Here is a 22,097-nt window from a genome sequence, read left to right on the forward strand (position 1 = left end):
GCTGTCGACGGGGTGGTCCGGGAACGTATGACCGCCCACAGCCCCGCTCTACCCGCAGGAGCACCGTGGCAACTGGCCGAACTCACCGACCGGCGACCCGTAGCCGAGGGATTCCCGAGGCCACCGTCGCCCGGCTTCCGCTGTACCTCCGAGCCCTGACCGCACTGTCGGAGCGCTCGGTGCCCACGGTCTCCTCCGAGGAGCTGGCGGCCGCGGCGGGGGTCAACTCCGCCAAGCTGCGGAAGGACTTCTCCTACCTCGGCTCCTACGGGACCCGTGGCGTGGGCTACGACGTCGAGTACCTCGTCTACCAGATCTCCCGCGAACTGGGGCTCACCCAGGACTGGCCGGTTGTGATCGTCGGTATCGGCAACCTCGGCGCCGCGCTCGCCAACTACGGCGGCTTCGCCTCGCGCGGCTTCCGGGTCGCCGCGCTCATCGACGCCGACCCCGCCATGGCCGGGAAGCCGGTCGCCGGGATCCCGGTCCAGCACACCGACGAGCTGGAGGCGATCATCCGGGACAACGGCGTCTCCATCGGCGTGATCGCGACGCCCGCGGGCGCTGCCCAGCAGGTCTGCGACCGGCTCGTCGCCGCCGGTGTGACCTCCATCCTGAACTTCGCGCCGACCGTGCTGAACGTCCCCGAGGGCGTCGACGTGCGCAAGGTCGACCTCTCCATCGAACTCCAGATCCTGGCCTTCCACGAGCAGCGCAAGGCCGGTGAGGAGGCCGCCGCCGAGGGCGCGGTGCCCGCCGCCGCGGCCCGGAAGCACTCCGCCGACCAGGGGCCCGACGGGGACGTACCCGCCGTGATGCCGGCATGAGCCTCCTCGTCGTCGGACTGAGTCACCGCAGCGCCCCCGTCAGCGTCCTGGAGCGCGCCTCCCTGAACGCGGACGACCGGGTCAAGCTGCTCCAGGACACCGTCGCCGCGGAGCCGGCCACCGAGGCCGCCGTCCTGGCCACCTGCAACCGCATCGAGCTGTACGCCGACGTGGACAAGTTCCACGCCGGTGTCGCCGAGCTGTCCACGCTGCTCGCCCAGCACAGCGGGGTCGGCCTGGAGGAGCTCACTCCCCATCTCTATGTGCACTACGAGGACCGGGCCGTCCACCACCTCTTCTCGGTGGCCTGCGGCCTGGACTCGATGGTCGTCGGCGAGGGGCAGATCCTCGGCCAGATAAAGGACTCCCTGGCCCGCGCGCAGGAGCTGCACACCGCCGGGCGCCTGCTGAACGACCTGTTCCAGCAGGCCCTGAGGGTGGGCAAGCGAGCGCACTCCGAGACCGGCATCGACCGCGCGGGGCAGTCCCTGGTCACCTTCGGCCTGGAGCAGCTGTCCGCGGGCGCGGCCGTCACCGACTGGGCGCGCGGCAAGAAGGCCCTGGTCATCGGCGCCGGTTCGATGTCGTCGCTGGCCGCCGCCACGCTGGCCCGCGCCGGGGTCGGCGAGATCGTCATCGCCAACCGCACCCGCGAGCGCGCCGAGCGCCTGGCCCGGATCCTCACCGAGGGCGACGACACGCACGCGCCGGCCCGCGCGGTACCGATGGACGCGGTACCGGTCGAGCTGACACGTGCAGACATCGCCGTCTCCTGTACCGGCGCGACGGGACTCGTCCTGACGGCCGGGACGATCGCCGCCGCGATCGAGGGACGTACGGCCGCGCCCGTCGCGCACCCCGCCGCCACGCAGCGCCGTACGGCCCCCGCGGCCGCGCCGGACCCGCGCGGGACGTCACTGGCGCCCGCACCCGCCGGTGCCGAGGAGGGCTGCCCGCTCGACCTGGCCACCGTGGAGCAGCTGGCCGGTGTGGAGCCCGGTTTCTCCCTGCTCGGCGAGTCCGCGGTCGCCGGCATCGACGCGGCCACCCTGGAGCAGCACGGCGCCTGGGTGGACGGCGGCACCTCCCTGCTGGAGCGGGGCCGCGCACGCGACGCGCAGGCCCAGGCCGGTGCCGACGCCGAGCTGATCACCGCGCTCGCGGCGACCGCCGCCACCGTCGGCCGCGTGCCCGAGCTGCGCAAGCCCGAACCGGTCGCGGTGCTCCAGCGCCCCGAACCGGTCCTCTTCCTCCTCGACCTGGCCATGCCCCGCGACGTCGACGCGGCCGTGCACCGGCTGGCCGGGGCGCGCCTCGTGGACATCGAGTCGCTCGCCGAGGCCTCCGCCGACGCACCGATGGCGGCCGACGTCGACCAGGTCCGCCGTATCGTTTCCGACGAGGTCGCGGCCTTCGGGGCGGCCCAGCGTGCGGCGCACATCACGCCCACCGTCGTCGCCCTGCGCACGATGGCCGCCGACGTCGTGACCAGCGAGATCGCCCGCCTCGAAGGGCGGCTGCCCGGCCTCGACGACAAGCACCGGGCAGAGATCACCCAGACCGTGCGGCGCGTCGTCGACAAGCTGCTGCACGCCCCGACCGTGCGGGTCAAGCAGCTCGCGGCCGAACCCGGCGGCGCCGGGTACGCCGACGCGCTGCGCACCCTGTTCGACCTCGACCCGGAGACGGTGGCCTCCGTCACCCGGGCCGACGAAGACTCCGAGAAGAACGGCAAGAACCGAGGGCCGGCATGAGTAACAAGGCACTGAGGCTCGGGACCAGGCGCAGCAAGCTCGCCATGGCCCAGTCCGGGCAGGTGGCGGAAGCCGTGAGCCAGGTGACCGGACGGCCCGTCGAGCTGGTCGAGATCACCACGTACGGCGATGTCTCCCGCGAGCACCTGGCGCAGATCGGCGGCACGGGCGTGTTCGTGGCGGCGCTGCGCGAGGCGCTGCTGCGGGGTGAGGTGGACTTCGCGGTTCATTCGCTCAAGGACCTGCCCACCACGCAGCCCCAGGACCTGGTCCTGGCCGCGATACCCGAGCGCGAGGACCCGCGTGACGTGGTCGTCGCCCGGGACGCGCTGAAATTCACCGATCTCGCCGCGTCGTCCCCGAAGGGGACGGCACGCATCGGCACCGGCGCCCCGCGCCGCATGGCCCAGCTGAACGCGTACGCACGCGCCCACGGCCTGGACATCGAGACCGTCCCGATCCGGGGCAACGTCGACACCCGCATCGGGTACGTCCGCAGCGGTGAGCTGGACGCGGTGGTCCTGGCCGCCGCCGGACTGAACCGGATCGGCCGCAGCGACGAGGTGACCGACTTCCTGTCGGTCGACACGGTTCTGCCCGCCCCCGGCCAGGGGGCACTGGCGATCGAGTGCACCGCGGACAATGCGGAGCTGATCGCCGCGCTCGCCCGGCTCGACGACCCGCTCACGCGGGCCGCCGTGACGGCCGAGCGATCACTGCTCGCCGCCCTGGAGGCCGGTTGCAGCGCCCCTGTGGGTGCTTTGGCCGACCTCCTGGCCGACGGGCAGACTGTCAAGGAAATGCGCCTGCGGGCCGTCGTCGGCACGACCGACGGCACCACGCTGGTGCAGCTGTCCACCACCGGTCCCGTGCCCCAGACGCACGATGAGGCGATGGCGTTCGGTCGCGAACTCGCCACCGAGATGCTCGCCCAGGGCGCGGCCGGTCTGATGGGGGAGCGAGCACATTGAGCCCCACCACCCTTCCCGCCGGTCCTGAACACGGGCACGTCACCTTCCTCGGTGCCGGACCCGGAGATCCGGGACTGCTCACACTGCGCGCCGTCGAGGCGCTGGCGAACGCGGACGTCCTCGTCGCCGAGCACGAGGTGCTCGACGTCGTCCGCACGCACGCCCGGCAGGGCGTGGCCGTCGTGGACACGGACGGCGACCCCACGCGGGGCGTCGTTCCGGGCACGGGCACACCTCAGCTCACGGTGGTTGACAGCACGTCAGCCACCGTCGGGGCCCCCGCGGTGCGGGATGCCGCACATCTTGTCATGGAGGCCGCACGGGGCGGCAGGCGGGTCGTCCGTGCGGTGACCGGTGACCCGGGGCTGGACACGGACGCCGCCGCGGAGATGCTCGCGTGCGCCGCCGCGGGCGTCCCCTTCGAGGTCGTCCCCGGCATCGCGAGCGCCGTCGGTGTGCCCGCGTACGCCGGTGTGCCGCTGCGGGACGCCGAGGGCACCGACGTACGGTTCGTCGACGCCCGCACGGCCTCCGACCGCTGCTGGACGGAGGTCGGCGCCTCCGACGGCACGGTGGTCGTGTCGACGACGCTGGACTCGGTGGCCGCCACCGCCGGCGAACTCGTCTCGGCCGGCCGCAAGCCGGACACCCCGATGACGGTGACCGTCGCCGGTACGACCACCCGCCAGCGCACCTGGACCGCCACCCTCGGCACGGTCGCGCAGACCCTGAAGCAGGCCAAGGTCCTGCCGTCACCGGACGGCGGCCGGCCGGTGATAGCCGTGGTCGGCGAGCGCAGCGCCGCCGCGGCGCGGCGCGACCAGCTGTCGTGGTTCGAGTCCAAGCCGCTGTTCGGCTGGAAGGTCCTCGTGCCGCGCACCAAGGAGCAGGCCGCCTCGCTCTCCGAGCAGCTGCGCTCCTACGGCGCCGTGCCGCACGAGGTCCCCACGATCGCCGTGGAGCCCCCGCGCACCCCGCAGCAGATGGAGCGCGCGGTCAAGGGCCTGGTCACCGGCCGCTACGAGTGGATCGCCTTCACCTCCGTCAACGCGGTCAAGGCGGTCCGCGAGAAGTTCGAGGAGTACGGGCTCGACGCCCGCGCCTTCGCCGGCATCAAGGTCGCCGCGGTCGGCGAGCAGACCGCCAACGCGCTGATCGCCTTCGGCGTGAAGCCCGACCTGGTCCCGAGCGGCGAGCAGTCGGCCGCGGGCCTGCTGGAGGACTGGCCGCCCTACGACCCGGTCTTCGACCCGATCGACCGCGTCTTCCTGCCGCGCGCCGACATCGCCACGGAGACGCTGGTCGCCGGGCTGATCGAGCTGGGCTGGGAGGTCGACGACGTCACGGCCTACCGCACGGTCCGCGCCTCGCCGCCGCCGGCGGAGACCCGTGAGGCGATCAAGGGCGGCGGCTTCGACGCGGTGCTCTTCACCTCGTCCTCGACGGTCCGCAACCTGGTGGGCATCGCGGGCAAGCCGCACAACGTCACGGTGATCGCCTGCATCGGCCCGGCGACCGCCAAGACCGCGGAGGAACACGGCCTGCGCGTCGACGTGATGGCCCCCGAGCCGTCCGTCCTCAAGCTGGCCGAGGCCTTGGCCGACTTCGGCCTGCGCCGCAGGGCCGCCTCCCTGGAGGCCGGCGACCCGGTCACCCGGCCGAGCGAGCGGCGGCCGGGGGCGCGGAGGCGTCGGTCGACGACGTAACCCCGCCCGCTGCCGTTTCCGGTACGACGAGACGCCCCGCTGTCCCTCAGGGACGGCGGGGCGTGCCTTCTGGTCGCACCCCGCCGTCGTGCGTGGTGGTGGACGGGCGTAGGTAAGTGCAGGGTTTTCCACCAGGACCGTACGGAAAAGCGCAGGCGACTCCGGTTCACGAGTGATCTGGAGCCTGGCCGGCTGTCAGGCGTCAGGGCGGAGGGCAATCACGCCCGCGTCCGCGTAGACCTCCGGAGTGAGCGTCAGCACGACACGGCCCTCGGGCTGCTCCCCCGTGGGCCGTGCGGCATGGATCGCCTGCGATGCGGACCAGCCGTAACCGTCCTCCGCCAGCCGCAGCCCCCGTGCCACAGCCTCGGCGTCGAGCGGCACGATGGTCAGGAACCGCCGTGACATCGCGTGTGCCGCCGCGCCCTTGGAGTCGGTGTCGGCGACGACCAGGCACAGGGAGGGAACCACAATGCGGCCGTGCCCGAACGACGCTTCGACGTAGAACTGGGTCAGCGCCTGGTGGGCGGGGCTGTCCGGCTCGTACATGGCCCGGACGGTGGTGTCGTCCAGGACCACCTCGGGTGTGGTCACGAGGCGGCCCGCAGGGCCCGTACGCGGGCGAACAGCTCACCCTCACGAGCTTTGCGCACAGTGTCCTCGGTGACGGCGATGCCTGCGGCGTCGAGTTCCTTGCGCGCCTGCCGCATGCGTTCCTCACGCTCGGCCTCGGTGAGCAGCGACCCGAGAGTCGCCTCGGCGAGCTGCCGCGCGGTCATACCGCGCTCTTCGGCGACGGCCCGCAGCCGGTCGCGGATCTTCTCGTCGATCTTTATCGTGGTATCGGCCATACCTCAGAATACCAACAGAATACGGTGGCGGCGACGGCTGGCTTTGTGCCGCTCAGGGGCGCGGCCTGGGCGTCCCGTTCCGTGGCGGCACAGACCAGCCGCCGTCGCTCGTGCGTCAGTGCCCCGAGGCGTACGGCAGGAAGGCCGCCCAGGTGGTGGGGGTGAGGGCGAGGCGGGGGCCGTGGGGGTTCTTGGAGTCGCGGACGAGGATGTGGTCGGGGACGGCTGCCACTTCGATGCAGTCGGGGCCGTCAGACGTGCTGTGGCTGCTCTTCCTCCACGCCACCTCGACGCAGTCGGGGCCGCTGGACGTGCTGTAACTGCTCTTTATCCACTCCAGCTTCATGTCTCTCCAAGCACTTTCTCGATGAGGGCCATCGACTCCCGCGGGCTGAGAGCCTGTGCCCGGATGATTCCATACTGGATGTCGAGGAGTTGCACCTCTTTTGGCTCGGCGATCACACGGCTGACGTGCACCACCTCGATGTGGCCGACCGTGGTGCCGTCCTTGAGCCTGAGCAACCTGAACGGTCCGTCGAGCCCCGAGTTCTCCTCGCGGCCCAGGGGCAGCACCTGAAGATCGACATTGGGGAACTCGGCGATCTGTAACAGCCGTTCCAGTTGGCCACGCATCACCATCTTGCCCCCGATGGGCCGACGGAGCGTCGACTCGCACTGGACGAAGCTGAAGAGAGGCCGAGCCGTCGTGCCTTCGACGATTCCTTGGCGGGCCACGCGGGCTGCGAGCCGCTCCTCCAACTCGTCGGCGGTGAAGGGCGGTCGGCGTGCGCTGAACACCGCCCGCGCGTACTCCGGCGTCTGCAGCAACCCATGGATGACCGAGTTGTTGTAGGCGCCAAGCTCGACCGCGTCCGCCTCCAGCCTCTTCAGGTCCCGCACCTTCTTCGGGTACCTGACCTCCGCCAAGTCCCGTGTCATCGCCGCGATCCGACCGCCCGCGTTCAGTACCGGGTCCGCCGCTTCCAGGTACTCCGGCCGAGGAATCCGCCGCCCCCGCTCCACCGAGGAGACCAGTTCCTCCCCGTACCCGATGGCGGCGCCGAACTCGGCCTGGGTGAGGCCGGCGGCCTCCCGCCATAGCTTCAGCTGTCGTGCGATCGTCCGCACCACAGCCCTTGCTTCCTCATCCTCCAGACTCACATCCCCGTCGCTCACGTGTCCGCCCTCCCGTCGCAGCCCTTTCCGGCCCAACCTCGGCCGCCCCGTGCGGTCACCCCGGGCAGCCCGGACGGAACCGGACGCCCCCCGGACAGCCGCCGGTCGCACGGGCCACCCTGCTTCACAGCGTACGCACGCGTGAACACGCTGAGTGACGTGAATCAGCAAATCACCGCAGCGCGCACGGCGTTGCACCACTTCTCCGTACCGCTCTCCGCCACGCGCCGTGGCGCCCGTCTCGCCCGGCTGCTCGCTGCCGAGCGGCTGGACGCGTGGGGCGTCCCGCTGGACCCGGCGCGGCTCGTCGTGGCCGAACTCGCGGCGAACGCCGCACTGCACGGCAGGGTTCCCGGGCGGAGCTTCCGGCTCGGTCTCTCCCTCCTCGCACCCGGGGTGCTGCGCGTCGAGGTGACCGACGCCCGGGGTGACCGGCTTCCGGTGCCCGAGCGTGCCACCGCAGTCGTGGAACCCGCCGAGTCCGGTTACGGGCTGCTGCTCGTCGAGGAGCTTGCCGACCGGTGGGGCGTACGGGAAGGGCCGTTCCCGTGCAAGACGGTGTGGGCGGAGTTCGATCTCGCCGGTTCGCCGGGCCGCCTTCCACCGGCGCCGGGAAACATGTGATCCGGCGCGGCGGCCGCCGGGGCTTCGGGACGTAAAAAGACCAAAGAACCAAGGGAAATAACCAACCAACCAAACCAAACCCGGCGTAGGTCACCCGGGCGGGTGAAATCGGTCGGTGTGGGTGGCGCGGCGGCTGGTCAGGCGGGCAGTCTCAGCTCAGACAACCCACACATACTTCGGCCCCCGCCGGGACTGCCATCCCAGTGCGAGGGCCTGACCAACGAGGAAGAGACACGAGCTTCCCCATGGCTGAGATGAAGCCTAGTGCTGCCCCGCGTCCGAATCACGGCGTTCCGGCAAGTACCACCCCCACCGGTGTCACCCACGTACGCACGTACCAGTCGGGCCAGTACGTCGTCGTCGGCAACCACCTCGCGCAGCACCGCGAGTTGTCGCTGACCGCGATCGGACTGGCGACGCACATCATGTCGGTGCCCGAGGGCACCCCGATCGACATCCGCAGCCTCACCGAGCGCTTCCCCGAGGGGCGCGACCGGATCGCCTCCGCGCTGCGCGAGCTGGAGGCGCACGGCTACCTGGAGCGGGTCCGGGAGCACACGGCGGCGGGTCGTCTGGTCACCCGGACGTACGCCCACCACACGCCCGCCGCGGCCCAGCGGGCAGCCGTGCCCGCGCCGGTGCCGCCGCAGGTGGCCGCCCGTCCGGTCGTGCCGCATGCCCGCGCGCACAAGCGAACGCACGGAACGCCTGTGCAGGACACGGACACGTCCCAGGAGGATGACCAAGCCGTCCGGCAGGCGGAAGCGGTGCCGGACGGCGGGCCGGTACGGGACGGAGATCCGGTGCGGGAAGGCGGGGCGGTGGTGCCCACGGTGCCCCGGCAGCGGTCCGTGTCCCGGTCGCGGCCCGTGCCTGGTCGGCCTCGGCCGTCGACGTCTTCGAGGCCATCGACGCCGCTGCCGCCGGACGGGCCGGGAGCCTACGAACAGCGCTGTGACAAGCGCTACGACAAGGCCGTCACGCTGCTCGCCGGACTGCGCCGTGCCGACGGCCGGCTCATCCTCTCGCTCCGCGACGTGAACGCGCTGGCCCCGGGCGTTGTCGACTGGCTGGACAGGGGCGTCCCCCTCGTCGACATCCACCGCGCCCTGGTGACCGGTCTGCCCGCCGAGATGAACCACCCGGCAGGTGTCCTCGCCTACCGCCTGCGCGAACTGCGGCCGCCACGGCTGCCCGCGGTGCCGGAGCGCCCGCCAGGCGTGACGACGCACGCGGAGGGTCCCCGGCGTCCGCATCCCTTGCAGGACTGCGACGGCTGCGAACGGGTCTTCAGGGCGCCCGCGCCCGGCCGCTGCCGGGACTGCCGGACCGAGCGGGCCACCGTGGGCGGCGCCCTGTGCCCCGCCTGAGTCGCAGGCCGGGGCCGGGGCCGGGGGCTCAGACCAAGGTCGTGATGCAGAACGGGTGGCCCGCCGGGTCCAGCAGGACCCGCCAGCGGTCGGGGGAGGGCTGGGTCGTGGGTTTCGTGGCTCCCAGGGTGAGCAGGTGGGCCTCGGCGGTGTCCAGGTCGTCGACGCCCACCTCCAGGTGGGCCCGCTTCTCCTGGGCGGGGTCGGGCCAGGTGGGGCGGCGGTAGTCCTTCAGGCGGTTGAAGCCGAGGCCGGGGGCGCCCTCGCGGGCGAGGAAGACGAAGTCGTCGGTGGCGAAGGTGACCGGCAGGTCCAGGACCTCGCCGTAGAAACGGCCCAGCTCGGCGGGGTCGGGGCAGTCGAAGGTGACGGCTGCGTAGCGGAACGAGGGGGCGGAGTTGCTGTTCTCAGCGCTCATGCGAGAACCGTAGGACGGGACCAGGACAGTTCCGGTCCTGGTCGTGCGCGCACTGTGGAACACTTCCGGCGTGATCAGTGCCTCCGCCCGGTTGCTGCGCCTGGTCTCCGTGCTGGCCGCCCGCCCCTCGTGGACCTGCGCCGAGCTGGCCGCGCGGACCGGGGTCACCGAGCGCACGGTGCGGCGGGACGTCGCCAGGCTCCGGGAGATCGGCTACGTCGTCGAGTCCGAGCCGGGGCCGTGGGGCGGCTACCGGCTGCGGGCCGGATCGCGGGTGCCGCCGCTGATCCTCGACGACGAGGAGGCGCTCGCCGTCGCCGTCGGACTGCGCGAGGCGGCGCTGAGCGGCGCCCTCGGCGGTGACCAGGCCGCGTTGTCGGCGCTGCTGAAACTGCGGCAGGTGCTGCCCCCGCGGATCGCCGAGCGGCTGGAGGAGATGGACGCGGCCTTCGTGCCCCTGCCCCGGGCCAGCGAACCGCAGATCACCTCCGCCATGCTCCTCGACCTGGCCGCCGCGTGCCGCCGGGGCGAGCGCGCCCGGCTGGCGTACCGGGACGGGCAGGGCCGGGCCACCGTCCGGGACGTCGACCCCTACCGGCTCGTCCACACCGGACGCCGCTGGTACTTCGTCGCCCGGGACGTCGCACGGGACCAGTGGCGCACGTTCCGCGCCGACCGGGTCGAGCGCATCCACGCGACCGGGCAGCCCGTGGAGCTGGCCGACCCGCCCGACCCGGCGCAGCTCGTCTCCCGCTCCACCGCGAACGGCCCCTACCCGCTGTCCGCGACGGTCCGGCTGCGGGTGCCGATGGAGCGGGCGCTGAAGTTGATCCCGGCGACGGTCGGCACGCACCGCCCGGACGGGCCCGGCGCCACGGTGGTGGACGTGGGCGGGCCGGACGCCGACGGGCTCGCCGCCTATCTGCTCGGCCTGGGCGTGCAGCTGCGGGTGCTGGCCCCGGCGGCCGTGCGCGAGGCCCTGGTGCGGCGTACGCGGGAACTCCTCGGCGCGAACGGCGGTGACGGCGACGAACACGGCGACGTCGACGACCACGGTGACCACCGCGACCATGACGACCGCAGCGGGGCCCAGGGAGGCGGTCCCGAGGTCGACACCGCGTCGGCAAAAGGGCGTCCGGGGCGGGCGTAGCGTAGTGGGCATGACGAAGTACGGATCCTTTCCCGGTACGCGACCTCGTCGGCTGCGCACCACACCCGCCATGCGGCGCATGGTCGCCGAGACCCGGCTCCATCCGGCGGACCTGATCCTCCCCGCGTTCGTGCGCGAGGGCGTCGGCGAGCCCGTGCCGATCGCGGCCATGCCCGGCGTCGTGCAGCACACGAGGGACAGCCTGAAGAAGGCCGCCGCCCAGGCCGTGGCGGCCGGGATCTCCGGGATCATGCTGTTCGGGGTGCCCGAGGAGGCCAAGAAGGACGGTCTCGGCTCCGCCGGCACCGACCCGGACGGCATCCTCCAGGTCGCCCTGCGGGACGTGCGGGCCGAGGTCGGCGACGACCTGCTCGTCATGTCCGACCTGTGCCTGGACGAGTTCACCGACCACGGTCACTGCGGGGTCCTCGACTCCGAGGGCCGGGTCGACAACGACGCCACGCTGGAGCGCTACGCCGAGATGGCGCAGGTCCAGGCCGACGCGGGCGCCCACATCGTGGGGCCCAGCGGCATGATGGACGGGCAGATCGGCGTCGTCCGCGACGCGCTGGACCAGATCGGCCGCGAGGACGTGGCGATCCTCGCCTACACCGCGAAGTACTCCTCCGCCTTCTACGGGCCCTTCCGCGAGGCCGTCGGTTCCTCGCTCCAGGGTGACCGCAAGACCTACCAGCAGGACCCCGCCAACCTGCGGGAGTCGCTGCGCGAGCTGGCCCTCGACCTGGAGGAGGGCGCCGACATGGTCATGGTCAAGCCGGCCGGCCCCTACCTGGACGTCCTCGCCAAGGTCGCCGACGCCGTGGACGTTCCCGTCGCCGCCTACCAGATCTCCGGCGAGTACTCGATGATCGAGGCCGCCGCCGAGAAGGGCTGGGTGGACCGGGACCGGGCGATCCTGGAGACCCTGACCGGCATCAAGCGGGCCGGGGCGCAGAACATCCTCACCTACTGGGCCGTCGAGGTCGCGCAGAAGCTGGGCTGAGGGGCCGGCTGGGCGGCGGCCGTCGCGCACGGCCGCCCCAGCGACGCCGAGTCCGTGGACGGCCCCTCGTCGCGTACGCCCTCACCGTCGTTGCAGCCCGTGAGGGCGGCGGAGGCGGTGAGTACGAGCACCGTCGCGGCGAGCAGCCGGACACGGGCACGGGTGGGACGTGCGGGCATGGGAGATCTCCCTGAGGGCGGGCACGGGCGGGTTCCTGCGAGGCTGAGCGGTGGGGAGCGGCGGGTGGCCGTGGCCGGCTCGGTCGTGGGACCTGCCCAGCTTGACCGGCGGGAGAGGCCCCGCGCCACAGCCTGCCGCCGATGTGGGACACCGGGACGCGGTCAGCAGTCCTGACCTGCGCAAACGGTGTCTCTCCGGGATGCGGTACGGGACGCCGGATCAGAAGTCCACGGCCGTGTCCATGTCGGTCTCCCAGTACGACACCATGAGCTTGTCGTCGACGTAGACGCTCTTGGAGGGCAGCGCCACCGTGGCGATGGAACCGTCGTCGAACGGGATCGTCAGGGTGTTCACGGTGTGCCCGTTGCCGCCGTCGCCCGACAGGAGGACGCCCGCGTACCCGGACTGACCCGGCTCCAGCGTGGTCAGCGCCTGCGGCTTGGTGTCCTCGGCCACCGGCGGCACCGACTGCGCCTCGCCGAAGCGGGCGGCCGGGTACATCGGCAGCATGCAGGTCCGCGAACCGGTGTTGGTCGCGGTCAGCAGCAGGTGGTTGATGGGCCGGGAGACCTCGGCGGCCTTGAAACGAAGGCTCTTGGCACCGCACTTCGCGAGCTTGCCGGAGGACTCGTCGGAGGAGCCGGCGGCCTGCGAGCCCGAGCCGGAACCGTGGGTGCCGCCGCTCTTCGAGGTGCCGCCGCCGACGGTGGCGCCCTTGCCGGACCCGGAACCCGAGCCCGAGCCCGTGCCGGAACCCGAGCCCGCCCCGGAGTCCGAGCCCGTGCCGGTGTCGCCCGGGGCCTTCCCGCCGTCGGCGGCGCCGGACGGCTGCTCGCTCTGCGCGGACCCGACGGGAACGGCGGCGGACGTGGAGCCGCCGGCGTTGTCGTCGCCGCCGCTCTGGCAGGCGGTCAGGGAGAGGGCGGCCACGGCGACCGCGGTGGCGGTGAACAGGCGGGCACGGCGGGTACGGCGGGTTCGGCCGGTGCGGACAGACATGGGTACTCCTTCGTGAGTGGCTCGTGTGGCTGTGGAGGCCGGCGCTCAACCCGCTGCGGGGAGCGCCGTGTTCGACTGGTCCACAGCTTGTGGGAGACTCCGTCCCAGGCGCCACAGGTGCCGGAAGACGAGGGACGCTGGAACGCCGTAACCGGGTCTGACCTGCGGGAACGACTTCCGCCTGGAATGCCGTGCGGGGATGCGGGGAGAGGAAGAGAAGGTGGCGGGGGACGAGTTCGCCGAGCTGCTGCGGGAGCTGAAGGAGCGGTCCGGGCTCAGTTACGGAGCGCTCGGCAAGCGCCTGCACATGAGCGCGTCGACCGTGCACCGGTACGTCAGCGGGGACGTCGTGCCGACCGACTACGCCCCCGTCGAGCGGCTGGCCCGCCTCTGCCGGGCGACCCCCGACGAACTGCTCGAACTGCACCGCCGCTGGGTCCGCGCGGATGCGCTGCGGAGTACGAAGGGCACGGGGCCGGCCGCCGACTCCGACTCGGAGGCCGGTACCGACGCCGGTGCCGACGCCGGTGCCGACGCCGGTTCCGACGCCGGTGCCGAGGCAGACGTTCGCTCCGAGGGCGGAGCCGGGCGCGCAGCGCACCCACGGCCCGAGGCCGGGTCCGCCTCCGAGCACCCCGTCGGCCGACCCGCGCCCGTCCGCGTTCCCGGGACCGCGAACCAGGCCGAGCGCGACCCCGCCTCCGCCCGCCCCCGCAAGCGCCGTCCCACCGCCCTGCTCGCCGGTGCCGGGATCGTGGCGGTCGCCGCGGCCACCGCGCTCGTCGTGAACCTGGTGCAGGGCGGCCACGGTGACCGGACCGGCGCCACCCGCGAAGCCGCCGCCGTGTCCGCCACCGGGACCGGCCCGCGCACCACCGGCGCGGCGACCCCGCACAACAGCGCGTCCACGTCCCCCTCGCCCGTGCTCTCCCCTTCCTCCCCCCTGCCCCCGTCCGCCTCCGCGCACCGCACCCCCGCCCTGCCGGACCGCACCGCCCCGCCCGGCGGGAACGGCGCGGCCGGGAACGGCGCGGTGCCGCTCACGGTGGCCACCACCCCGTACTACTGGGACATGCCCTGCGACCAGAGCTTCCTGGTGGACCGCAGCCCGAAGAACGTGCCGACGCCGCCCGGTCTGCAGAACGTGGTCGGCTGGAGCACAGGACTCGGTGCGGTGGCCGCCGACCACCAGATGGTCGTGCTGACCGTGCAGGGCACCGGCAGCGAGACCGTCGTGCTACAGGCCCTGCACGTCCGGGTGGTGCGCAGTGACGCGCCGCTGACCTGGGACGAGTACGCGATGGGCAACGGCTGCGGCGGCGGGGTGGACACCAAGTCCTTCGACGTCTCGCTGGACCTCGGCAACCCGCTGGCCCAGCCCATCGCCGGCCAGCGGAACTTCCCGTACAAGGTCAGCGAGTCCGACCCCGAGGTCTTCTACGTCAACGGGCACACCGCCGATCACGACGTCAGCTGGTACCTGGAGCTGGACTGGTCCAGCGGCGACCGCCACGGCACCGTGCGCGTGGACGACCACGGCAAGCCGTTCCGCACCAGTGGCAGCCAGGGCCACCGGTACGTCAACCCGCTCGGCGGCCACGGCTGGGAGCGGGAACTCGGGTCCTGAGCGCGGATGAGCCGGACGGGCCGGGTTAGCCGCCCCGGGTCCGCCCAAGTACCGTGCCGGGTTAGGTTGTTGCCGACCGGACGACCTTTCAGGGAGACGCGCCATGCCCGGTGATGCCCTCAGCCACGACTCCGCCGAGCTGCGGAGCCGGATCGACTCGACGAGGCCGCACCCGGCCCGCGTCTACGACGTCCTCCTGGGCGGCAAGGACCACTACCCGGTCGACCGGCAGGCGGCGGCGCGGGCCATCGCCCAGCACCCCCGGGGCTTCCTCACCGCCCGGCACAACCGGGACTTCCTGCGCCGGGCGGTCACCACGCTCGTGCGGGACGAGGGCGTACGCCAGTTCCTGGACGTCGGCACCGGCCTGCCGACCGCCGACAACGTCCACCAGGTCGCCCAGCGCCTCGCCCCCGAGACCCGGGTGGTGTACGTCGACAACGACCCGATCGTGCTGACCCACGCGCGCGCCCTGCTCACCTCCGGCCCCGAGGGGCGCACCGACTACGTCGACGCCGACCTGCGCGACCCGGCGCGCATCCTGCGCGAGGCCGCCCGCACGCTCGACCTCGACCGGCCGGTGGCGCTGGTCCTGCTCGCGGTGCTGCACTTCGTCGAGGACGAGGCGGCCTACGGCCTGGTCCGGGAGCTGCTGGACGCGCTGGCGCCGGGCAGCTGGCTCGTGCTGAGCCACCTGGCCGAGGACCTCAATCCGGAGGGCACCGCCAAGGTGGTGGGCTCCTTCAAGAAGAGCGGGCTGACCTTCGTGCTGCGCACGCGCGAAGGAGTGGAACGGTTCTTCGGCGACAACGGGCTCACCCCCGCCGAACCGGGCATCGTCCCCGTGCACCACTGGCGCCCGGACGGCGCGGCGCCCGTGCTCCGCGCGCCGAACCCCGAGTACCTGGAGTCCCTGGAGCTGATCGACCGGATCAGGTACCAGGACATCAACGACCTCTCGGCGGGCGACCCCAGCGTCTACGCGGCCATCGCCCGCAAGGCCTGACCGCGCACCGTCCCGCACCCGCCCCGCGCCGCCCCCCTTCTCAGCCCGCCGCTGCGCGCACGGCCGGGCTCAGTCCCACCAGAAGTGCCATGACCGTTCGCCCGTCAGGTCCCGCGCGTACGCCTCCAGGTCCTCCTCCACGTTGTCCGGGCAGAACGCGAAGTGCTCCGCCGCCACCGCCCCCGCCTCGGCGGGCGTGGTGGGCGGTGCCGCCACGGACACGGTGAGGTGATCGAAGCCCAGCGCCACGACCCGGATGCCGAAGCGGTCCTCCCACGAGCGCAGGACCGCGCACAGCCGTGCCACGTCCTCCTCGTGGTTCGCCGGGCCGCTCCAGCCGATGGCCGCGGGTATGTCCGCGCTGCGCCGGGCGGGCACGAGCGCCAGGTGCGGGTCCCTCAGCCAGGACCGGCCGGAGGCGAGCGAGTCGGCCAGCTCGGCGGCCCGCACGTGCGGAGCGGCGGCCAGGGACAGCGGCGCGGCCAGACCGGGCCACTCGCCCGCACGCTCCACCGCCCACTCGGGCCAGCACTGCGCGAGCACGTCCTCGGCGTCGTGGTCGCCGGGGTACGACGTCTCGCCGGGCGCCAGGTCCCAGTCCTGCGGGCCGCCCTGACCGCCGTTCAGGTCGAGCAGTACCGGCAGGAGTCCCAGCCGGGCGGCGGGGGAGCCCAGCGCCGCCCAGTTGCCGGGGGCCGCCGCCCGCCCGGCGCACCACAGCAGCGGCTCGTGCCACGGCCCGTCGTCCGTGGCGTCGATCAGGCTTCCGGGCGGGAGCTGCAACCCGAGCGAACGCCCGCTCGGCTCGGCCGCCAGCTTGGGCAGCGGGTTGGGAAGAGTCGCCATGCCGCGACTGTAGGGGCAGCCACTGACAACAGCCGTGCGGGAGTCACCCGGTGGCCTCCGGGTGCGGCACGCCCAGGGGGACACGGCCGTCGAAACACTCGGTCCTGCCGTCCCGCACCGGCCGGAAACAGGCGTGCAGGACGGCTCCGGGACGCGTCGCGGCCATGGGGGTGTAGACGTAGGAGGAGGTGTCGATGGTGTCCTTCGCCTCGGCGGAACGGGCGGCTCCGCCCGCACTCACGCGGAGCCGGTCGCCGACCCGCGTGTGCCACATCCTGGCCCAGCCGGCCTCGCACCCCGGGTGGTAGCGCAACTCCACCCGTGCCCCCGTGGCCGTGCGGTACGAGGCGAGGGTGATCAGGCCGACGGCGCAGCCCAGTTGCATCGGGTCCTTCCCCTCGCAGCCGGCCGCACGGCAGCGGGGGCCGACGGCGGGCGGCGACGCGGACAGCGACGAACGGGGCGGGAACTCGCGGCGCGGAAGCAGGAAGAGGACCGCCGCCACGCTCCCGACGGCCACGGCACACACCGACGCGAGGACCACCAGCGCCACGCTCTTCTTCCCGGCCCGCCCGGTCCCGTCCGGCGGCGACGGCGGACGCGGCCCGGACGAGGCGGAGCCGGCGGTCTTCGCGGGTGCTTCCGCCGCGCGTCCGCTCCACTGCGACTCCGCGATGTCCCACAGGGCGAGACAGCGTCCCTGCGGCTCGCGGGCGAGCCGGCACAGGTCCACCACGGCCTGGCGCGGCGGCAGTGCCTTGCCGTTCAGGTATCGCTCCCAGGAGGACTTGCTGTACGTGGTCTGCCGCGCCAGCGCCGCCAGGCTCAGGCCGGTGCGCTGTTTCAGGTCCCGCAGCACGGCGGTCAGCCGTGCGTGTTCCGGTGACGGGGCCGCCGGCGTGGCCCGGGCCGGCGGTGCGGGCCGGGGCGGTGGTGTCGGCGCCGTCATCGCCGCAGGGCCTTCCAGGTGTGCGGCCCGATGATCCCGTCCACGACCAGGCCGGCCCGCTTCTGCAGGCGTCTGACGGCGTTCTCCGTCTTCGGACCGTAGATCCCGTCGACGTCCCCGGGCGCCAGGCCCGCCCGGCGCAGCAGGCACTGCGCCTCGGCGATGTCCGGGCCGGCCAGGCCGTTGGTCAGGATGACGTCCTGGGCACGGCTGTTGCCCGCGTACCAGTGGCCGTCGATCCACTGGTAGCGGCAGGTGTACGTGGGCCTCGAAGGTGCGGGTGACGCGATGGCCGGCGCGGAGGAGGGGCCGGGGTGGGCCGCCGTCCGGTCGGTGCCGTCCGAGTACCGCACGACGACGAGGACCACGGAGGCGACGGCCAGGGCCAGGGTCACCACCCCCGCCACGACCGCAGCCGGCAGCGCACGCCCGGCGGGCCGCTTCCCGGTCCCGCTCCCGTCCGTGCCCTGCGAGGCGGTCCCGGACGCCGCGGCGGTGCCGCTTTCGGGTACGGGCCCGGCCCCCCTGCCGTCTTCCCAGGCGTCGGCGGCCACCTCGTGCAGCGCCAGCAGCGGGGTCGGGTCGTCGTCGCCGATCCTGGCCAGCGCCTCGACGGCCTCCCGGGGCGGCAGCGACCTGCCGCTCAGATAGCGTTCCCACGACTTCGTGCTGTAGCCCGTCTTCGCCGCCAACTGGCGCGTGCTCAGCCCGCTGCGGTCCTTGAGGCGGCGCATGCGGATCACCAACTGGCGGATTCGCGGGTTCAGTTCGGCGGGCAGCTCTTTCCAACGCGACATGTTCCCCCATTCGCGTTCGCGGTCCCTGGTCCCGGACTCCTCCGCATTCTGCCCCAGCGGCGTCGGCCCGTACCGGGCCGCGGCGCGCGCACGTGTAACGAATCGGCCACCCGGTCCGGGCCGCGTGCGTCCCGCCCCACCGACTCATCTGGCCACGTCCCAGCAGGTCAGCGAGTGGGACGTCCCGTCGTGACGTCACTTCCCCGGCGACGGTGGCGGCCCCCGCTCCCCGTCCCGCAGTCTCGATGGCGAGCCGGCCGGTGCGGTCGGCCCACCCACGACTCGAAGGGGGAACCGCGATGTACATGACGAGGAAGTTCGCCGCCCTGGCCGGCGGAATCGCGCTCACCGGCGGACTGCTGGCCGGAAGCGCGGGCGCCGCCGAAGCGGCGGTGGCCACCCCGCAGGCCGCGTCGAGCTGTCCGTCGGGCTACTTCTGCGTCTGGGCCGGGAAGAACTACACCGGCCACATGCAGAAGGTCGCCGGGAAGAACGACGACCTGACCAAGTTCTCGGTCTTCCAGAACTTCAAGTCCTGGTACAACCACGGCCAGAAGTGCGACTACAGGTGGTCCAGCGAGAAGAAGCAGCGCGGGTCCCACGGCGTGATCAAGAGGGGCGCCAAGGGAACCGGTGACACGCACTGGTACGAGAAGTCCAACGAGTGGGTCAACTGCCACTGACCCCGCCCGTAGCGACGCCCGGGGGCCGGCACCTCCCCGGCGGGGGGGGGCCCCCCCCCCGCGGGGCCCCCCGCCGGCTGTGGGGCGCCCCTTCTCCGCACCTGTCACACGGCCCGCGGTACGCCCGGCGCCGGGCCCGCGCGGCCCCGACGGCCCCTCGGGGGCCGCCCCGCCCCACCGGCCCCGGTGACCCGTCCGGCCCACGCCCGGAATAGCCCGCTCCCGGCCGGGGTTGGTGGTGCCTTGCACATGCTGTACGGCAAGGACACGACACCGGTACCGACCTCCGGACCTCCGGAAGAGCGAGGCGAACTGAGATGAAGATCGGCATCATCGGGGCGGGCAACATCGGCGGCAACCTGACGCGGCGGCTCACCGCCCTCGGGCACGAGGTCTCCGTCGCGAACTCGCGCGGCCCGCAGACCCTGACCGCGCTGGCCGAGGAGACCGGTGCGACCGCCGTGCGGGTGGAGGAAGCGGCGCGCGGCGCCGAGGTCGTCGTGGTCACCGTCCCGCTCAAGGCGGTCCCGGACCTGCCGTCCGACCTGCTGGCGGGGGCGGCGGACGGCGCGGTCGTGATCGACACCGGCAACTACTACCCCCAGCGGGACGGCCGGATCGCGGTGATCGAGGACGAGGGCCTCACCGAGAGCCGCTGGACCTCGCGGCACCTGGGCCACCCCGTGGTCAAGGCGTTCAACGGCACCTACGCCCAGGACCTCCTGGACCGCCCCCGCCCGGCCGGCGACCCCGGCCGCCTCGCGCTGCCGGTCGCCGGTGACGACGCGGCGGCCAAGGCGAAGGTACGGGCGCTGATCGAGGAACTGGGCTTCGACACGGTGGACTCCGGCACCATCGACGACTCCTGGCGCCAGCAGCCCGGCACCCCGGTCTACGGGCTGCAGGAGGGCGTCGACGCCGTCACCAGGGCCCTGGCGGAGGCCTCCCCCGAGCGCCCGGCGGACTTCCGGGCCTGACCGGCCGCGGAACCGCCCCGCGTCCGCCCCGGGGTCCTACGCGCCCGCCCACTCCCGCAGCGCCGCCGCACTGGAGAAGTTCGCCACGTTCGTGTCGTGGGGGCTGTCGGTGTACTGGTGGAAACGCCACTTGGCCTTGATGCGGGGGTGGCCGGCGGAGACGTAGTCGGCGATCCACAGGCCGTCCCCGGCGTAGGAGGTGGTGTCGACGCTCAGCCAGAAGTGCCGGTTGGTGTAGAGCAACACCCTGTTGTGCGGCCGTAGTTGCTTCACCTTGCGGATGAAGGAGTCCTTCTCCGCGTTGGAGGCGTGGGTGCCCTCGCCGGTGGTCTCCCAGTCGACGGCGAGGACGTCGCCCCGCTTCTCGGGGGCGTGGGAGAGGAAGTACTCGGCCTGGGCCGTGATGTTGCCGGGCCACAGGAAGTGGTAGAAGCCGACGACCAGATGGGCGTCGCGGCCGTGCTTGGCCTGGGCGGCGAGCCTGGAGTTGACGTACGAACGGCCCTCCGTCGCCTTGATGAAGACGAAGGAGAGGCCGTCCGTGCCGTAGGTGGCGGACTGGTACGCGCTCACGTCGATGCCGTGCAGCATGCAAACTCCCTGGGGGAACCGTGGGGGGAGGAGTCGTCGCTTGAGTTCTGCCCCACTTCGGTACGTTCGATCCCTCCAGGGTGTTCGAACATCAGCCCAGGCCGGAGCGCACGGCGCGCACGCCGGGCCGCACGGCGGTGCGGCGCCGGCCGGTCAGCACTCGATGATGTTCACCGCGAGCCCGCCGCGCGCCGTCTCCTTGTACTTCACCGACATGTCCGCGCCGGTGTCCTTCATGGTCTTGATGACCTTGTCCAGGGACACCTTGTGGGAGCCGTCGCCGCGCAGGGCCATGCGGGCGGCGGTGACGGCCTTGACGGCGGCCATGCCGTTGCGTTCGATGCACGGGATCTGGACGAGACCGCCGACGGGGTCGCAGGTCAGGCCGAGGTTGTGCTCCATGCCGATCTCGGCGGCGTTCTCGACCTGTTCGGGCGTGCCGCCCATCACCTCGGCGAGCGCCCCGGCCGCCATCGAGCAGGCCGAGCCGACCTCGCCCTGGCAGCCGACCTCGGCGCCGGAGATGGAGGCGTTCTCCTTGAACAGCATGCCGATGGCGCCGGCCGCCAGCAGGAAGCGGACCACGCCCTCCTCGTCCGCGCCGGGCACGAAGTTGAGGTAGTAGTGCAGGACGGCGGGGATGATGCCGGCCGCGCCGTTCGTCGGAGCGGTGACCACCCGGCCGCCGGCCGCGTTCTCCTCGTTCACGGCCATCGCGTACAGCGTGATCCACTCCATGGCACGGGCGGCGGCGTCGCCCTCCGCGCGCAGCTGGCGCGCGGTGACCGCCGCGCGGCGGCGCACCTTGAGGCCGCCGGGCAGTATGCCCTCACGGTTCATGCCGCGCGTCACGCACGCCTGCATCACCCGCCAGATCTCCAGCAGGCCCTCGCGGATCTCCTCCTCGGAGCGCCAGGCCCGCTCGTTCTCCAGCATCAGCGCGGAGATCGACAGGCCGGTCTCCCGGGTCAGGCGCAGCAGTTCGTCGCCCGTGCGGAAGGGGTACTTCAGCACCGTGTCGTCCAGCTTGATGCGGTCCGCGCCCACCGCGTCCTCGTCGACGACGAAGCCGCCGCCCACCGAGTAGTACGTCTTGGTGAGCAGCTCGGCGCCCGAGGCGTCGTACGCCCACAGGGCCATGCCGTTGGCGTGGTAGGGGAGGGCCTTCCTGCGGTGCAGGACCATGTCGTCGTCGAAGGAGAACGCGATCCCGTGCTCGCCGAGCAGGTTCAGGCGGCCGGCGGCCTTGATCCGCTCCACCCGCTCGTCCGCCGTCTCCACGTCCACCGTGCGCGGCGAGTCGCCCTCCAGGCCCAGCAGCACCGCCTTCGGTGTGCCGTGGCCGTGGCCGGTCGCGCCGAGGGAGCCGTACAGCTCCGCGCGCAGCGACGCGGTCCGCTCCAGCACACCCTCGCTGCGCAGCCGGCGGGCGAACATGCGTGCCGCGCGCATCGGGCCGACCGTGTGGGAGCTGGACGGGCCGATGCCGATCGAGAACAGGTCGAAGACCGAGATGGCCACGGGGACTCCTCAATGCGGGGGTGGTGCGAGGGGACGGGAAAGAGGGCGGGCGGCGCGCGGGCGCCGGGGTC

The 22,097-nt window shown here is 72.9% G+C and carries 23 protein-coding genes and 1 pseudogene; 12 read left to right on the forward strand and 12 right to left on the reverse strand.

Features of this window, described 5'->3' with window-relative positions; all coding sequences use genetic code 11:
* Positions 1–65 precede the first annotated feature (65 nt).
* Genes ACFC02_RS28700 through ACFC02_RS28715 form a run of 4 tightly spaced genes read left to right on the forward strand, consistent with a single transcriptional unit; the run spans position 66 to position 5,258 of the window.
* Positions 66–827, forward strand: coding sequence for a redox-sensing transcriptional repressor Rex (locus tag ACFC02_RS28700; protein ID WP_376363243.1), 762 nt, complete (start codon positions 66–68; stop codon positions 825–827).
* Positions 824–2,581: a glutamyl-tRNA reductase gene (locus ACFC02_RS28705; protein ID WP_376363246.1), complete on the forward strand. Its 1,758-nt coding sequence runs from the start codon at positions 824–826 to the stop codon at positions 2,579–2,581. The genes ACFC02_RS28700 and ACFC02_RS28705 overlap by 4 nt, the downstream gene beginning before the upstream one ends.
* Positions 2,578–3,552 (forward strand): hydroxymethylbilane synthase, encoded by a 975-nt coding sequence (gene hemC, locus ACFC02_RS28710; RefSeq protein ID WP_376363249.1) that lies wholly within the window; start codon positions 2,578–2,580, stop codon positions 3,550–3,552. Before ACFC02_RS28705 ends, hemC begins: the two co-directional genes overlap by 4 nt.
* Positions 3,549–5,258, forward strand: a complete 1,710-nt coding sequence (locus tag ACFC02_RS28715; protein ID WP_376363252.1) for a uroporphyrinogen-III synthase — start codon at positions 3,549–3,551, stop codon at positions 5,256–5,258. The genes hemC and ACFC02_RS28715 overlap by 4 nt, the downstream gene beginning before the upstream one ends.
* A gap of 195 nt (positions 5,259–5,453) precedes the next feature.
* On the opposite strand, the gene ACFC02_RS28720 is transcribed toward ACFC02_RS28715, so the two are convergent.
* The 4 genes from ACFC02_RS28720 to ACFC02_RS28735 all read right to left on the reverse strand — a co-directional run bounded on the left by ACFC02_RS28720 (position 5,454) and on the right by ACFC02_RS28735 (position 7,285).
* A complete protein-coding gene (locus ACFC02_RS28720; RefSeq protein ID WP_376363255.1) occupies positions 5,454–5,852 on the reverse strand; it encodes a hypothetical protein in 399 nt (132 codons plus the stop codon).
* Entirely contained in the window at positions 5,849–6,109 is a 261-nt protein-coding gene (locus ACFC02_RS28725; RefSeq protein ID WP_376363258.1) for a hypothetical protein, read from the reverse strand. The genes ACFC02_RS28720 and ACFC02_RS28725 overlap by 4 nt, the downstream gene beginning before the upstream one ends.
* 115 nt (positions 6,110–6,224) lie before the next feature.
* The gene (locus ACFC02_RS28730) at positions 6,225–6,455 is read right to left on the reverse strand and encodes a DUF397 domain-containing protein (RefSeq protein WP_376363261.1); all 231 of its coding nucleotides are present in this window, start codon (positions 6,453–6,455) and stop codon (positions 6,225–6,227) included.
* Positions 6,452–7,285 carry a Scr1 family TA system antitoxin-like transcriptional regulator gene (locus ACFC02_RS28735; protein ID WP_376363264.1) on the reverse strand — a complete coding sequence of 278 codons (834 nt, stop codon included), beginning with the start codon at positions 7,283–7,285 and terminating at the stop codon, positions 6,452–6,454. The genes ACFC02_RS28730 and ACFC02_RS28735 overlap by 4 nt, the downstream gene beginning before the upstream one ends.
* A gap of 159 nt (positions 7,286–7,444) precedes the next feature.
* Between ACFC02_RS28735 and ACFC02_RS28740 the strand changes: the two genes are divergently transcribed.
* Together ACFC02_RS28740 and ACFC02_RS28745 are read left to right on the forward strand one after the other, a co-directional pair.
* Positions 7,445–7,909 (forward strand): ATP-binding protein, encoded by a 465-nt coding sequence (locus tag ACFC02_RS28740; RefSeq protein WP_376363267.1) that lies wholly within the window; start codon positions 7,445–7,447, stop codon positions 7,907–7,909.
* 245 nt (positions 7,910–8,154) lie between these two features.
* Positions 8,155–9,279, forward strand: coding sequence for a helix-turn-helix domain-containing protein (locus ACFC02_RS28745; protein ID WP_376363270.1), 1,125 nt, complete (start codon positions 8,155–8,157; stop codon positions 9,277–9,279).
* A gap of 28 nt (positions 9,280–9,307) precedes the next feature.
* On the opposite strand, the gene ACFC02_RS28750 is transcribed toward ACFC02_RS28745, so the two are convergent.
* Positions 9,308–9,697 (reverse strand): VOC family protein, encoded by a 390-nt coding sequence (locus ACFC02_RS28750; RefSeq protein ID WP_376363272.1) that lies wholly within the window; start codon positions 9,695–9,697, stop codon positions 9,308–9,310.
* A 70-nt stretch (positions 9,698–9,767) separates the two neighbouring features.
* Here ACFC02_RS28750 and ACFC02_RS28755 point away from each other — a divergent pair, with 70 nt between their 5' ends.
* Positions 9,768–10,847, forward strand: coding sequence for a helix-turn-helix transcriptional regulator (locus tag ACFC02_RS28755; RefSeq protein ID WP_376363275.1), 1,080 nt, complete (start codon positions 9,768–9,770; stop codon positions 10,845–10,847).
* 10 nt (positions 10,848–10,857) lie between these two features.
* Positions 10,858–11,850 carry a porphobilinogen synthase gene (gene hemB, locus ACFC02_RS28760; RefSeq protein ID WP_376363278.1) on the forward strand — a complete coding sequence of 331 codons (993 nt, stop codon included), beginning with the start codon at positions 10,858–10,860 and terminating at the stop codon, positions 11,848–11,850.
* On the opposite strand, the gene ACFC02_RS28765 is transcribed toward hemB, so the two are convergent.
* On the reverse strand, positions 11,814–12,029 hold the full coding sequence (locus ACFC02_RS28765; protein ID WP_376363280.1) for a hypothetical protein: 216 nt from the start codon (positions 12,027–12,029) through the stop codon (positions 11,814–11,816). The genes hemB and ACFC02_RS28765 overlap by 37 nt on opposite strands.
* A gap of 220 nt (positions 12,030–12,249) precedes the next feature.
* The gene (locus ACFC02_RS28770; protein ID WP_376363283.1) at positions 12,250–13,029 is read right to left on the reverse strand and encodes a DUF4232 domain-containing protein; all 780 of its coding nucleotides are present in this window, start codon (positions 13,027–13,029) and stop codon (positions 12,250–12,252) included.
* 220 nt (positions 13,030–13,249) lie between these two features.
* Here ACFC02_RS28770 and ACFC02_RS28775 point away from each other — a divergent pair, with 220 nt between their 5' ends.
* Both ACFC02_RS28775 and ACFC02_RS28780 read left to right on the forward strand, forming a co-directional pair.
* The gene (locus ACFC02_RS28775; protein WP_376363305.1) at positions 13,250–14,656 is read left to right on the forward strand and encodes a helix-turn-helix domain-containing protein; all 1,407 of its coding nucleotides are present in this window, start codon (positions 13,250–13,252) and stop codon (positions 14,654–14,656) included.
* 103 nt (positions 14,657–14,759) lie between these two features.
* Positions 14,760–15,662 (forward strand): SAM-dependent methyltransferase, encoded by a 903-nt coding sequence (locus ACFC02_RS28780; RefSeq protein ID WP_376363286.1) that lies wholly within the window; start codon positions 14,760–14,762, stop codon positions 15,660–15,662.
* 69 nt (positions 15,663–15,731) lie between these two features.
* Here the strand turns inward: ACFC02_RS28780 and ACFC02_RS28785 are convergent, their stop codons facing one another.
* From ACFC02_RS28785 to ACFC02_RS28795, 3 genes are read right to left on the reverse strand one after another with little or no spacing between them, the layout of a single operon-like run.
* Entirely contained in the window at positions 15,732–16,508 is a 777-nt protein-coding gene (locus ACFC02_RS28785) for a DUF4253 domain-containing protein (RefSeq protein WP_376363288.1), read from the reverse strand.
* A 43-nt stretch (positions 16,509–16,551) separates the two neighbouring features.
* Positions 16,552–17,457 (reverse strand): DUF2690 domain-containing protein, encoded by a 906-nt coding sequence (locus tag ACFC02_RS28790; RefSeq protein WP_376363290.1) that lies wholly within the window; start codon positions 17,455–17,457, stop codon positions 16,552–16,554.
* Positions 17,454–18,254: a peptidoglycan-binding protein gene (locus ACFC02_RS28795; protein ID WP_376363293.1), complete on the reverse strand. Its 801-nt coding sequence runs from the start codon at positions 18,252–18,254 to the stop codon at positions 17,454–17,456. The genes ACFC02_RS28790 and ACFC02_RS28795 overlap by 4 nt, the downstream gene beginning before the upstream one ends.
* A 299-nt stretch (positions 18,255–18,553) precedes the next feature.
* Here ACFC02_RS28795 and ACFC02_RS28800 point away from each other — a divergent pair, with 299 nt between their 5' ends.
* Both ACFC02_RS28800 and ACFC02_RS28805 read left to right on the forward strand, forming a co-directional pair.
* Entirely contained in the window at positions 18,554–18,937 is a 384-nt protein-coding gene (locus tag ACFC02_RS28800) for a peptidase inhibitor family I36 protein (protein ID WP_376363296.1), read from the forward strand.
* Positions 18,938–19,239: 302 nt separating this feature from the next.
* Positions 19,240–19,914: pseudogene (locus ACFC02_RS28805) on the forward strand (NADPH-dependent F420 reductase); the annotation flags it as partial.
* A gap of 36 nt (positions 19,915–19,950) precedes the next feature.
* Here the strand turns inward: ACFC02_RS28805 and ACFC02_RS28810 are convergent.
* Positions 19,951–20,505 (reverse strand): GH25 family lysozyme, encoded by a 555-nt coding sequence (locus tag ACFC02_RS28810; RefSeq protein WP_376363299.1) that lies wholly within the window; start codon positions 20,503–20,505, stop codon positions 19,951–19,953.
* Between the two features lie 153 nt (positions 20,506–20,658).
* On the reverse strand, positions 20,659–22,026 hold the full coding sequence (locus ACFC02_RS28815; RefSeq protein WP_376363302.1) for an L-serine ammonia-lyase: 1,368 nt from the start codon (positions 22,024–22,026) through the stop codon (positions 20,659–20,661).
* Positions 22,027–22,097 lie beyond the last annotated feature (71 nt).

Origin of the sequence: Streptomyces sp. NPDC056160 (genome assembly GCF_042268205.1) — a bacterium.
GTDB lineage: Bacteria > Actinomycetota > Actinomycetes > Streptomycetales > Streptomycetaceae > Streptomyces.

What these genes read in the sequence shown, in the direction of transcription:
- ACFC02_RS28705 (WP_376363246.1), top strand. Translation starts at nt 824, where the DNA reads ATGAGCCTCCTCGTCGTCGGACTGAGTCACCGCAGCGCCCCCGTCAGC.
- ACFC02_RS28810 (WP_376363299.1), bottom strand. Translation starts at nt 20,505, where the DNA reads ATGCTGCACGGCATCGACGTGAGCGCGTACCAGTCCGCCACCTACGGC.
- hemB (WP_376363278.1), top strand. Translation starts at nt 10,858, where the DNA reads ATGACGAAGTACGGATCCTTTCCCGGTACGCGACCTCGTCGGCTGCGC.
- ACFC02_RS28790 (WP_376363290.1), bottom strand. Translation starts at nt 17,457, where the DNA reads ATGACGGCGCCGACACCACCGCCCCGGCCCGCACCGCCGGCCCGGGCC.
- ACFC02_RS28745 (WP_376363270.1), top strand. Translation starts at nt 8,155, where the DNA reads ATGGCTGAGATGAAGCCTAGTGCTGCCCCGCGTCCGAATCACGGCGTT.
- ACFC02_RS28725 (WP_376363258.1), bottom strand. Translation starts at nt 6,109, where the DNA reads ATGGCCGATACCACGATAAAGATCGACGAGAAGATCCGCGACCGGCTG.
- ACFC02_RS28785 (WP_376363288.1), bottom strand. Translation starts at nt 16,508, where the DNA reads ATGGCGACTCTTCCCAACCCGCTGCCCAAGCTGGCGGCCGAGCCGAGC.
- ACFC02_RS28765 (WP_376363280.1), bottom strand. Translation starts at nt 12,029, where the DNA reads ATGCCCGCACGTCCCACCCGTGCCCGTGTCCGGCTGCTCGCCGCGACG.
- ACFC02_RS28770 (WP_376363283.1), bottom strand. Translation starts at nt 13,029, where the DNA reads ATGTCTGTCCGCACCGGCCGAACCCGCCGTACCCGCCGTGCCCGCCTG.
- ACFC02_RS28750 (WP_376363272.1), bottom strand. Translation starts at nt 9,697, where the DNA reads ATGAGCGCTGAGAACAGCAACTCCGCCCCCTCGTTCCGCTACGCAGCC.
- ACFC02_RS28800 (WP_376363296.1), top strand. Translation starts at nt 18,554, where the DNA reads ATGTACATGACGAGGAAGTTCGCCGCCCTGGCCGGCGGAATCGCGCTC.
- hemC (WP_376363249.1), top strand. Translation starts at nt 2,578, where the DNA reads ATGAGTAACAAGGCACTGAGGCTCGGGACCAGGCGCAGCAAGCTCGCC.
- ACFC02_RS28780 (WP_376363286.1), top strand. Translation starts at nt 14,760, where the DNA reads ATGCCCGGTGATGCCCTCAGCCACGACTCCGCCGAGCTGCGGAGCCGG.
- ACFC02_RS28795 (WP_376363293.1), bottom strand. Translation starts at nt 18,254, where the DNA reads ATGTCGCGTTGGAAAGAGCTGCCCGCCGAACTGAACCCGCGAATCCGC.
- ACFC02_RS28730 (WP_376363261.1), bottom strand. Translation starts at nt 6,455, where the DNA reads ATGAAGCTGGAGTGGATAAAGAGCAGTTACAGCACGTCCAGCGGCCCC.